The sequence below is a fragment of the Microbacterium capsulatum genome (assembly GCF_030865425.1).
Lineage (GTDB): Bacteria > Actinomycetota > Actinomycetes > Actinomycetales > Microbacteriaceae > Microbacterium > Microbacterium capsulatum.
In genome coordinates this window covers 290,452-301,142 of sequence record NZ_JAVFCB010000003.1, presented here as the reverse complement: position 1 = coordinate 301,142, position 10,691 = coordinate 290,452, and the positions used below count along the sequence as shown (strand labels likewise).

Genomic DNA, 10,691 nt, shown 5'->3' with positions numbered 1-10,691 from the left:
CCCCCCTTCGCGCGGTGGGCGCCCCCCCCCCGCTTCCGGGCGCACTGGGGGCGGGCCGCGACCAGCGAGCAGGCATGACCACGCGCCGGAGAGCGGGACCCTGCGGGAGCGCGCCTGGTCCGCGGCCGCGGCGGTGACCGACCCCGAGGTTCCGGTGCTGACGATCGAGGATCTCGGCGTCCTGCGCGACGTCCGGATCGACGGTGCGCACGTCGACGTCGACATCACGCCGACCTACAGCGGCTGCCCGGCGATGGACGCGATCCGCGACGACGTCCTGCTCGCGCTCACCCGCGCCGGCTTCGACGACGTCGCCGTGCGGCTCGTGCTCTCTCCCGCCTGGACCACGGACTGGATGAGCGAGGACGGCAAGCGCAAGCTCACCGAGTACGGCATCGCGCCGCCCACCGGCCGCGCCGCCCTGCGACAGGCTCAGGGGCCGGTCCGTCTCGTCCTCGGCGTCCGCTGCCCGCGCTGCGGCTCCCTGGACACCCGCGAGATCTCCCGCTTCGGCTCGACCTCGTGCAAGGCGCTCTACGAGTGCCGCGCGTGCCTCGAGCCCTTCGACCACTTCAAGGTGATCTGATGATGTCGCTGTGGACCCTGGGCGCGAAGCCGCGCCCGCACGACGCCGAGCGGATCGCGGATGCGCTGCTGAACAGCGTGGTCGGCGGCCCGTCGACCGGATCCGGGAGCGAACGGGTCGCCCCCACCCGCAAGCGCGCCCGGTTCCACACCCTCGCCGTGCAGGAGGTGCGTCCGCTCACGCAGGACGCGGTCGAGGTCACCTTCGCGGTGCCCGCCGCGCTCAGCGGCGAGTTCGACTACCTCGCCGGGCAGCACGTCGCCCTGCGCGCCGAGATCGACGGCCGGGAGGTGCGCCGCTCCTACTCGCTGTGCCGGCCGCCGGCCGCGGGCTCCGTCAGCGTCGCGATCAAGCGCGACCACGGCGGGCAGTTCTCCACCTGGGCGCAGACGGAGCTGCGCCCCGGCGACGAGATCGACGTGATGAGCCCCCAGGGCGGCTTCACCTCGACCCTCGCCGCGCTCGACGGCGCGCACGTCGCCGGCATCGCCGCCGGATCCGGGATCACCCCGCTCATGGCGCTCGCCGCGACCGTGCTCTCGCGGTCGGAGACGAGCGAGTTCACGCTCGTCTACACGAACCGCTCCACGATGGACGTGATGTTCCTGGAGGAGCTCGCCGACCTCAAGGACCGCTACCCGGCGCGCTTCGCGGTGCACCACGTACTCACCCGCGAGCAGCGCTCGGCGCCGCTGCTGTCCGGGCGGATCGACGAGGAGCGGCTGCGCGGGATCCTGGACGGCCTCGTGCTGCCCGGCACCGTGGACGAGTGGTTCCTGTGCGGACCGTTCGACCTCGTGCAGCTGTGCCGCGACACCCTCGCCGACATCGGCGTGGAGCCCGCGCACGTCCGCTACGAGCTGTTCACGACGGGCGAGCCCGGGCAGGAGCGGCCGGATGCGGGACGCCCCGTCGTCGTCCGCGAGGACGAGCCGGTGACCGTGATCGAGTTCACCCTCGACGGCCAGTCCGGCATGGTGCAGAGCCCGGTCTCGGCGAACGAGTCGATCCTGAACGCCGCGCTGCGGGTGCGGCCCGACGTGCCGTTCGCGTGCGCAGGCGGCGTGTGCGGCACGTGCCGTGCGCGCCTGGTCGACGGATCCGTGACCATGACCGAGAACTACGCGCTCGAGAAGGACGAGATCGAGCGCGGCTACGTCCTCACCTGCCAGTCCCACCCCACCTCGGACCGCGTCGTCGTCGACTACGACGTCTGACCCCGGCGACCCCGACCGCCAAGGAGAAGGCCATGATCGACCTCCGCATCGACGGCGCCGTCGCGCACGTCGTCCTGAACAACCCGGACAAGCTGAACGCCCTCGACGAGCAGGCGGTGCGCGACCTCGGCGCCGCCTACGCCGAGGCGGAGGCCGCCGGGGTGCGCGCACTCCTGCTCCGCGGCGAGGGACGCGCGTTCTGCGCCGGCCGGGACATCTCCGGCGTCGACCCGCGCGACGACGACGTGATGGGCTACCTCGACGGGCTCGTCACACCCGTGCTGCAGCGGATGTCGGCGTTCCCCGCGCCCACGTTCGCGGCGGCGCAGGGGGCCTCGCTCGGCGTCGGCCTCGGGCTGCTCATCGCGACCGACGTCGTCTACGTCGCCGACACCGCGAAGATCGGATCCCCGTTCGCGGCCCTCGGTGCGACGCTCGACTCGGGCGGGCACGCCCTGTTCGTGGAGCGCCTCGGAGCCCACCGCACCCTCGACCTCATCTACACGGGCCGGCTGATGAGCGGGACCGAGGCCGTCGCCGCGGGCTTGTTCTCGCAGGTGCTGCCGGCGGACGAGGTCGTTGACGTCGCGGTCGCCGCCGCCGAGCGTGCGGCCGCCGGGGCCACCGCGGCGTTCGTCGCGAGCAAGCGCCTCGTCGCGTCGTTGCGGGATGAACGCCTCGGGCTCTGGGCGTCGATGCGGCAGGAGAACGCCGCGCAGGCCGCGCTCTGCGACACCGACGACTACCGCGAGGGCTTCGCCGCGTTCCAGGAGAAGCGCAAGCCCGCCTTCCGCGGGCGCTGACCCGCGACGATCCGATCCCGCCCGGATCCCGATCCCGATCCCGGCTCCACCTGCTGTTCCCTGGTCGCGACACGCCCTCATTCGGCGGTCGAGGCGACGATTCGCGACCAGCGAGCGGATCAGGATCCGGCTCCACCTTCTGCTCGCTGGTCGCGACACGCCCTCATTCGGCGGTCGAGGCGACGATTCGCGACCAGCGAGCGGATCCCGATCCGCCCTCCACCTTCTGTTCCCTGGTCGCGACACGCCCTCATTCGGCGGTCGAGGCGACGATTCGCGACCAGCGAGCGGATCAGGATCCGGCCCTCCCGGGGGCCTGTTCCACCCGGCGCTCGTCCGCGCGCGCGGCGGGCAGTGCGAGCAGGAATGCGGCGCCCTGGGGCGTGTCGGCGGCCTCGAGCCGCGCGCCCAGTCGCGCGGCCAGGCGCTGCGCGATCGACAGGCCGAGCCCGGTGCCCACCGGGCGCGCGCCCCGATAGCGGTCGTGCAGCACGCCCCGCTCGAAGGCGACCTCCCGGTCGGACGCGGACAGCCCGGGGCCGGTGTCGCTCACCGTGATGAGCACCGTGCCGGGCGAGTGCCGGTCCGCGGCGTCGACGACGTCCGCCGCACCTGCCCGCGTGGTGACGGTGACGGCCCCGCCGCCCGGCGTGACCCGGAGCGCGTTCTCGAGCAGGCCGTCGATGATCTGACGCGCGCGGTGCGCATCGGTCTCGCCGAGGAGTCCGGGGGCGGTGCGTGCGGAGAGCGTGACGTCGGCGGCCTCTGCGACCGCTCGCCAGGCGGTCACGGCCTCCGTCACCAGCTTCGAGACGTCCACCACGCCCGGCTCCACCGGGAAGTCGTGCGCCTCCAGCCGCGCCAGTTCGAGGAGGTCGGCGACGAATCGGTCCAAGCGGCGGGTCTCGGCGAGCATCGTGGCACCGACCCCGTCGGCCCCGCCGATCTCCTCGGGCCCGATCAGACCGTCGACGAGCGCTTCCGCATATCCGGCGATCGCGGTGAGCGGCGTCCGCAGCTCGTGCGAGATGGACAGCAGGAACTCGTGCTGTCGCGCCTCGCTCGCGCCCAGGGCGCCGTCCAGCTCTTCGAGGGCCTCCACCACATCGGACACCTCGGCGGTGCCCGAGCTCGGCAGGTCGACGCCCCGTTCCCCGCGCGCCAGCCGTCGTGCGGCGGCGGCCGTGCGGACCAGCGGCCCGGCGATCATCCGGCCGAGCAGGATCCCGGCGCCGATCGCGACCGCCAGGCCGATCGTCAGCGCGAGCAGGAGCTTGCCGGCGAGCGCGAACACCTGGGAATCGACCGACCGGATGGATCGGGCCACCACGACCGTGTCGCCGCCGGCGGCGGGCTTCGCCTCGACGATGTACGGGGCGCCGTCGATGGAGATCGTGGCGGACAGCTTCGAGCCGGTGGCGACGCGGGCGCGCACCTTCGGACGCAGGGCGATGCCGCTCGACCCCAGCACGGTGCCGTCGCTCTCGACGAGTGCGATCTTCGGCTCTCCGGCGACCGGCGGCCGTTCCGCGACCCGATGCCGCAGCTCGTTCTGCGGAAGGGCGGCCCACTCGTCGGCGATCGCCGATGCCGCCGCGCGCGCGTCGTTCAGCGTCGCTGCGCGGACGAGCCCGAACGATACCACGCCGGCGACGACGACGGCGACCGTCGCGACGACGACCGTCGTGAGAACCATCCGGCCCGCCAGAGTGCGCCGCACCGGAGCCACCTCAGCCGACCGGGCCGGGGGCCGCGACGGCGTCCGGTTCGTCCAGCGCGTAGCCGACGCCGCGCATCGTGCGGATGCCCGAGCCGTGGCCGAGTTTGGCGCGCAGCTGGGCGATGTGCACGTCCACGCTGCGCCCCGCGGCGTGGTCGGCGTACCCCCACACCGCCGACTGCAGCTGCTGCCGGCTGAACACCCGCCCCGGGGACCGGGCGAGGTAGGCGAGCAGGTCGAACTCGGTCGCGGTCAGGGTGACCGGCGCTCCGCGCAGCGTGACCGAGCGCCGGTCGGGATCCAGTTCGAGGGAACCGAGACGGATCGCTCCGCGGGTCGCAGGACCGTTGACCCGTCGCAGCACCACGCGCAGTCGGGTGACCAGCTCGCGAGGCGAGAACGGCTTGGTCAGGTAGTCGTCGCCGCCCAGCTCCAGCGCGACGAGCCGCTCCAGCTCGTCGTCGCGCGCCGTCACGAAGATCACGGGCGTCCAGTCGTCCTCGGCGCGCAGCCGGCGGCACAGCTCGATGCCATCGACCCCGGGAAGGCCGACGTCGAGCACGATCGCGACGGGGCGCCGCGTCCTGATCGCATCCCAGGCCGCGACGCCGTCGGAGACGACCTCGACCCCGTACCCCGCCTTGGTGAGATAGAGACGTTCGACGGCCGCGATCGCGGGTTCGTCCTCGACCACCAGGACGAACCCGGCGGGCGCGTCCTGGTCCGTGCGGGCGTTCATGTGCTTCATTCAACCCGGATGCGGGCCGGGGCCCGTCGCCGGGACGGCACTCCACAGCGAACCCTTACATTGCCCGAACAATCCGCAGACGCCCGGTGAACGACGGCGGCGCAGGATGGCAGGGACAGACCACGAAGGGCCGTGCCCCGGAGCACGCCCAGAGATGAGGAGCGACCATGTTCGACAGCACCACCCCATCCGGCGACGCGGGGACGCGCCGCCGGACCCTCGGCCGACGGTATGCAGGACTGCTCACGGCCGGCGCGATCGCTCTCGGCACCGTCGGCGGGCTGGTCGCGATCCCGGCGGCGGCCGACGCGGCCACCGTCTCCGCGAAGGCGCCGGCGGTGTGCGCGCGCGACCTGACCGGGCTGCGCCACGCCTATGACAAGCTTCCCGCCGCGCTGCACACCGACATCGCGAACGCACGCAAGGACTCGACGAAGTCCGCCCGGCAGGATGCCGTGAAGCAGATCCTGGCCAAGGCGCAGTCCGGCGCCTACGGCGCCGACTTCGCGGCGGCGGCGAAGGACAGGAAGACGCTCGAAGGCGCCGTCGACGCGTGGCGCCGGCTTCCCTCCGCGCTGCGGGACGACGTCAAGTCCGCCCGCGCGGCCACCGGGGCAGCCCGGATCCAGGACCTGAGGTCGATCGTGAGCAAGGCCGAGTCGGGCGGCTACGGATCTCGGGTGGAGGCCGCGGCGGCGACGATGAAGACGCGGATCGAGCGGTGCGAGGCGTCCGTGGCGGGCTCCTGAGCGGATCGGCGTCCGGAGGGACGACCGCCGCCGCGCGTCGTGCGCGGCGGCGGTTCCCGCCGGCGGGCACGGCTCGGACGCGGCCTGCGGCGGGTCGATAGGATCGGGGGGTGCCCGTGAATCCTGAACTGGTCGGCCGCGAGTTCGCGCCGACGGCTCCCTACCTCGTCGGCCGCGAGAAGGTGCGCGAGTTCGCGCGCGCCGTGTTCGCCGACGCCCCGCAGCACACCGACGTCGCCGCAGCGCACGCGCTCGGCTTCGCGGACGTCGTGGCGCCGCCCACCTTCGCGATGGTCATCCAGGACCTCACGCTGCAGCAGCTGCTCGGCCTCTCCGACTCCGGGATCGTGCTGTCGCGCACGATCCACGCCGAGCAGCGGTTCGCCTACACCCGCCCGATCGTCGCCGGCGACGAGCTCACGGCGCAGCTGCGGGTCACCGGGATCCGCGCGATGGGCCCCGCCTCGATGATCACGAGCGACGCCGAGATCCGCGACGCCGCGGGTGAGCACGTCGTCACCGCCACCTCGGTCCTGCTCGTCAGCGACGCACCGGCCGAGGACGCCACCGAGGGGAGCGACGCATGAACGTCGGAGACGTCATCGCCGAGCGCACCGTGCAGCTCAGCCGGGAATCGCTCGTCCGCTACGCCGGCGCGTCCGGCGACTTCAACCCGATCCACTACCGCGACGACGTCGCCGCCGAGGTTGGCCTTCCCGGCGTGCTCGCGCACGGCATGCTCACGATGGGCCTCGCGTCCTCGGTCGCCGTCGCGGCGCTTCCCGGCACCGCCCGGATCCTCGACTACGGCGTGCGCTTCGCCCGCCCGGTCGTCGTCGACCCGCAGTCCGGCGCCGAGGTCGCGGTGACCGCCAAGGTCGGCGCCGTCGACGACGCGGCCGTGCGCATCGACCTCACCGTCAAGCACGCCGACACCACCGTGCTCGTGAAGGCGCAGCTGCGCGTCGCGGCGGACTCGCTCTGAGACGGCGCCCGGACGACATGACGCAGATCGAACCGATCCGGCTGGCCGAGCTGACCACGCTGCAGACCGGCGCCGCGCCCGAGCGCATGGTCGACGCGACGACCGAGGACGAGCTCGTCGCTGCGCTGCAGGACGTGTGGGCCGACGGTGACGACTGGTTCGTTCTGGGCGGCGGATCCAACCTCTTCGCCGGCGACCTGGCGTTCGACGGCACGGTGATCCGGATCCGCACGAGCGGCATCGAGGAGCTCCCGTCCCCGCACGAGGGACGGATCCGGCTGCGCGTGCAGGCCGGCCACGACTGGGACGCGCTGGTCGCCTACGCGGTCGAGCGCGGCTACGCCGGCATCGAGGCGATGTCGGGCATCCCCGGCACGGTCGGCGCCGCCCCCGTGCAGAACGTCGGCGCGTACGGGCAGGAGATCCAGGAGACCCTCGTCGAGGTCGAGCTCATCGACGAACACGCGCACGAGGCCGTCACCGTCCCGGCCGCCGAGCTCGGGCTCGGGTTCCGCACCTCGGTGCTCAAGGACCACTACGGATCCGCGCCGCAGCGCCGGGCGGTGATCCTGTCCGTCACGCTCGACCTCGCCGTCACCGGCGACGCCGGGCGGATCGTCCGCGGCGAGCAGCTGCGCCGCGCCCTCGCACTCACCTCCGACCAGCCGGTGCCGCTGGCCTGGCTGCGGGAGCGGATCCTCGACACGCGCGCCTCGAAGGGCATGCTGTTCGACCCGGCCGACCCCGACACGCACGGCGCGGGATCCTTCTTCCAGAACGCGATCGTGCCCGAGTCCGTCGCCCGCGCGCTGCCGCCGGAGTGCCCGCGCTGGCCCGTCTCGCCCGATCTGGACACCGTGACCGTGATCCCTCTGGACGCGTACCAGGGGTACGTGCCGGCGCCCGCGCCGCGCTCGACCGACGTCAAGGTGAGTGCGGCCTGGCTCATCGAGCACTCCGGGATCCGCAAGGGCTTCAAGCTGCCGCGCTCGCGCGCCGGCGTCTCGACCAAGCACGCGCTCGCGCTGACCAACCGCGGCGGCGCGACGGCGGGGGAGATCGCCGAGCTCGCGCGGTTCATCCAGAACCGGGTGCACGCCGAGTTCGGCCTGCTGCTGCAGCCCGAGCCGGTGCTCGTCGACGTCGAGCTGTAGGACCGCCCGGGAGTCGGGCACGGCGCTCGGTCCGCAGCGCCGCGCCGGACGCGGCGCGAGCCGGCCCGACGACCGCCCCGTGTCCCGGCATACTTGCTGCATGGCGTTGGACGAGATCGACCGCAGGGTGGCCGGAGCGCTCCAGGTGGACGGCCGCGCCTCGTGGCGACGCATCGCCGGCGTCATCGACGTGCCGGTGAGCACCGTGGTCCGCCGCGGCAACGCCCTGCTCGAGTCCGGCGACGTCCGCATCGGCGTGATGAGCCAGACGCGCACCGTGCTGCTCGAGGTGCAGGCGCACGCGGGCGACGTGGACGCGGTGGCCCGGGCCCTCGCCGCACGGCCGAGCAGCATCTTCGTCTACGTGCTGGGCTCGCCCGTGCGGATCCTCGTCGAGGAGCACGCGTCGGAGGAGAACTCCGACCTGCTGCTGCATGACATCCCGGCGATCCCCGGGGTGACCGGAGTCGCGCTCATCCCGGTGCTGGAGTACTACCGCACCCTGACGAGCTGGATGCCCGGCCAGCTGACGCCGGAGGAGACCCGCGCGCTCAATCCCGCGTTCGGCCAGGTGCCGCCGGCCGACGGCACCGTGCCCGCGCTCGACGAGGTCGACTCCGCGATCCTCGCGGTGCTGGAGCGGGACGCGCGCGCGGCCGCGATCGACATCGCCGCCGCGGTCGGGGTCAGCGAGTCCGCGGTGCGCCGGCGCCTGGGCGTGCTCATCGGGGGCGCCGTCGACGTGCGCGCGGTCGTGGCGCCCGCCGTGCTGGGGCTCCCCATCGCCGGATTCGTGTGGCTGCGGGTGCGTCCTGCGGCCGTCGCCACCGTCGCCGCCGCCCTGCAGGCATCGCCGTTCGTGCGGTACGCGGCGTTCACGCTCGCAGACGAGCAGATCCTCGTCGATGTCGCGGTCCCGACCGTGGCCGAGCTGCGGCGGTTCCTGACCGAGAGCGCCTGGTCGGCCGCGGTCGACGGCATCCGGGCGGCCTCCGTCGTCGGGGCGTACAAGCGCAGCGGCATGCTCACCCGCGAAGTCTGACTCCAGCGGCACGTTCCGCCCCCGCGTCGGGGCACGGCGCCTCATAGCCACGCGATCGTGGTGTGTTCCGTGTGCCCGGAACACGATTCCGGTTCGTTTCGGCTGTGAATGCTCGTATTTTGCTTTACAACGACGCCCCCATCGGTTACTTTGGCTCAATCAGTTCATCCGCAGAGGTGCGGGTAGCACAAAGCGGTGCGGAATGGAGTCGAAGTGGTGCAATCCGGTGAGATCATCGAGCTCAGCGCGAAGGAGCAGGCGCGTCTGACGCGCAGCGGCGAGCTCACGGCCGTGGAGCTGCTGGACGCGCACCTCGCCGAGGTCGGCCGCCGCAACCCGGAGATCAACGCGATCGTCGCGCTGGACGAGGAGCTCGCCCATGCGCACGCACGCCGGGTCGACGCACTGCCGGCCGAGCGGCGCGGTGTGCTGCACGGCGTGCCCACCGCGGTGAAGGACTTCGGCCACGTCACCGGCTTCCCGAACACGCTCGGGCATCGCCACTTCGCGGACAGCATCTCGGACCACGACGACCTGCACGTGGCGCGGATGCGCGCCGAGGGCGCCGTGTTCTACGGCAAGACCAACATCCCGGAGGTCGCCGCGGGGTCGCACAGCGTGAACCGGGTGTACGGCACGACGCGCAACCCGCACGACCCGTCCCGCTCGGCCGGAGGCTCCAGCGGAGGGGCGGCGGCGGCGCTCGCCGCGAACTTCACCGCGATCGCGGACGGCAGCGACATGGGCGGTTCGCTGCGGAACCCGGCCGGTTTCTGCGGCGTGGTGGGCATGCGCCCGACGCCGGGCGTCGTCCCCAACGCCGACAGCCCGAACGTGTTCGACCCGCTCGCGACGGCGGGCCCCATGGCGCGGACGATCGACGACACCGCGCTGCTCCTGTCGGTCATGAACGGCGAGACCCGGGACGTGCCGTGCGCGCCCGTGCTCGATCGCGCCCGGCTGCTCGACCTGCGCGAGCGCGACCTCTCCGGCGTGCGCATCGCCTACGCCCCCGATCTCGGCGGCCTGGTCGAGGTCGAGCCGGCGATCCGCGCCGTGCTGGACGACGTCGCCCGCTCCCTCGAGGGCGCCGGCGCGATCGTGGAGGAGGGGTGCCCGGATCTCCGCGGATCCGACGAGACGTTCCGCACCCTGCGCGCGGCCGTCTTCGCCTCCGCCTGGGGCCCGCTGCTCGAGGCCGAGCCGGAGAACTTCAACGACTTCGTGACCGGCAACATCCGCGAGGGCGCGCTCATCAGCGGCGCCGACGTGATGCGCGCCTACACCGAGCTGACCCGGCTCACCCGTGCTGCGGCGCACTACTTCACGGGCACCGACCTGGTGCTCGCCCCGGTGACGCAGGTGCTCCCGTTCCCCGTCGAGTGGGACTGGGTGCGCGAGGTCAACGGCACCCCGATGACCGACTATCTCGACTGGATGCGCGCCGCCTGGCTGTTCACGCCGCTGGGAGTGCCCGCGCTGTCCCTCCCCGCCGGATACGCCGGTCACCTGCCGGTCGGCGCTCAGCTCGTCGCCGGCCCGCGGCGGGACGTCGAACTGCTCGAACTCGCCCGCGCGATCGAGAGCCTGCTCGCGGTCCCCGCCGCGAACCCGGTGGCCACCTCCGTCGCCGGCTGAAACCCCCGAAGATCCCCCACCCCCCACCCTGCTGTTCGAAGGAGAACAC

Annotated in this window: 11 protein-coding genes; 9 read left to right on the top strand and 2 right to left on the bottom strand. The window is 73.1% G+C overall.

Features of this window, described 5'->3' with window-relative positions; genetic code table 11:
• The first annotated feature begins 100 nt into the window (after window positions 1-100).
• The 3 genes from paaD to RBR11_RS06785 are packed head-to-tail and all read left to right on the top strand — an operon-like array spanning window position 101 to window position 2,606.
• Window positions 101-586: a 1,2-phenylacetyl-CoA epoxidase subunit PaaD gene (paaD, locus tag RBR11_RS06795; protein WP_308488736.1), complete on the top strand. Its 486-nt coding sequence runs from the start codon at window positions 101-103 to the stop codon at window positions 584-586.
• Complete coding sequence (paaE, locus tag RBR11_RS06790; protein ID WP_308488562.1) at window positions 586-1,803, top strand: 1,2-phenylacetyl-CoA epoxidase subunit PaaE; 1,218 nt, start codon at window positions 586-588, stop codon at window positions 1,801-1,803. The genes paaD and paaE overlap by 1 nt, the downstream gene beginning before the upstream one ends.
• 32 nt (window positions 1,804-1,835) lie before the next feature.
• Entirely contained in the window at window positions 1,836-2,606 is a 771-nt protein-coding gene (locus tag RBR11_RS06785; RefSeq protein WP_308488561.1) for an enoyl-CoA hydratase/isomerase family protein, read from the top strand.
• Window positions 2,607-2,898: 292 nt separating this feature from the next.
• Here RBR11_RS06785 and RBR11_RS06780 read toward each other — a convergent pair whose 3' ends face one another.
• Entirely contained in the window at window positions 2,899-4,326 is a 1,428-nt protein-coding gene (locus RBR11_RS06780; RefSeq protein ID WP_308488560.1) for a sensor histidine kinase, read from the bottom strand.
• Window positions 4,327-4,336: 10 nt separating this feature from the next.
• A complete protein-coding gene (locus RBR11_RS06775) occupies window positions 4,337-5,065 on the bottom strand; it encodes a response regulator transcription factor (RefSeq protein ID WP_308488559.1) in 729 nt (242 codons plus the stop codon).
• Window positions 5,066-5,241: 176 nt separating this feature from the next.
• On the opposite strand from RBR11_RS06775, the gene RBR11_RS06770 reads away from it, so the two are divergent.
• The 6 genes from RBR11_RS06770 to RBR11_RS06745 all read left to right on the top strand — a co-directional run bounded on the left by RBR11_RS06770 (window position 5,242) and on the right by RBR11_RS06745 (window position 10,642).
• On the top strand, window positions 5,242-5,823 hold the full coding sequence (locus RBR11_RS06770) for a hypothetical protein (protein ID WP_308488558.1): 582 nt from the start codon (window positions 5,242-5,244) through the stop codon (window positions 5,821-5,823).
• Window positions 5,824-5,933: 110 nt separating this feature from the next.
• Window positions 5,934-6,410 carry an FAS1-like dehydratase domain-containing protein gene (locus RBR11_RS06765; RefSeq protein WP_308488557.1) on the top strand — a complete coding sequence of 159 codons (477 nt, stop codon included), beginning with the start codon at window positions 5,934-5,936 and terminating at the stop codon, window positions 6,408-6,410.
• On the top strand, window positions 6,407-6,808 hold the full coding sequence (locus tag RBR11_RS06760) for a MaoC/PaaZ C-terminal domain-containing protein (RefSeq protein ID WP_308488556.1): 402 nt from the start codon (window positions 6,407-6,409) through the stop codon (window positions 6,806-6,808). Before RBR11_RS06765 ends, RBR11_RS06760 begins: the two co-directional genes overlap by 4 nt.
• A 17-nt stretch (window positions 6,809-6,825) precedes the next feature.
• On the top strand, window positions 6,826-7,962 hold the full coding sequence (locus tag RBR11_RS06755; protein ID WP_308488555.1) for a UDP-N-acetylmuramate dehydrogenase: 1,137 nt from the start codon (window positions 6,826-6,828) through the stop codon (window positions 7,960-7,962).
• 100 nt (window positions 7,963-8,062) lie between these two features.
• Complete coding sequence (locus RBR11_RS06750; protein ID WP_308488554.1) at window positions 8,063-9,004, top strand: Lrp/AsnC family transcriptional regulator; 942 nt, start codon at window positions 8,063-8,065, stop codon at window positions 9,002-9,004.
• A 213-nt stretch (window positions 9,005-9,217) separates the two neighbouring features.
• Entirely contained in the window at window positions 9,218-10,642 is a 1,425-nt protein-coding gene (locus RBR11_RS06745; RefSeq protein ID WP_308488553.1) for an amidase, read from the top strand.
• Window positions 10,643-10,691: the final 49 nt, after the last annotated feature.

What these genes read in the sequence shown, in the direction of transcription:
- paaE (WP_308488562.1), top strand. Translation starts at nt 586, where the DNA reads ATGATGTCGCTGTGGACCCTGGGCGCGAAGCCGCGCCCGCACGACGCC.
- RBR11_RS06785 (WP_308488561.1), top strand. Translation starts at nt 1,836, where the DNA reads ATGATCGACCTCCGCATCGACGGCGCCGTCGCGCACGTCGTCCTGAAC.
- RBR11_RS06775 (WP_308488559.1), bottom strand. Translation starts at nt 5,065, where the DNA reads ATGAACGCCCGCACGGACCAGGACGCGCCCGCCGGGTTCGTCCTGGTG.
- RBR11_RS06770 (WP_308488558.1), top strand. Translation starts at nt 5,242, where the DNA reads ATGTTCGACAGCACCACCCCATCCGGCGACGCGGGGACGCGCCGCCGG.
- RBR11_RS06760 (WP_308488556.1), top strand. Translation starts at nt 6,407, where the DNA reads ATGAACGTCGGAGACGTCATCGCCGAGCGCACCGTGCAGCTCAGCCGG.
- RBR11_RS06755 (WP_308488555.1), top strand. Translation starts at nt 6,826, where the DNA reads ATGACGCAGATCGAACCGATCCGGCTGGCCGAGCTGACCACGCTGCAG.
- RBR11_RS06750 (WP_308488554.1), top strand. Translation starts at nt 8,063, where the DNA reads ATGGCGTTGGACGAGATCGACCGCAGGGTGGCCGGAGCGCTCCAGGTG.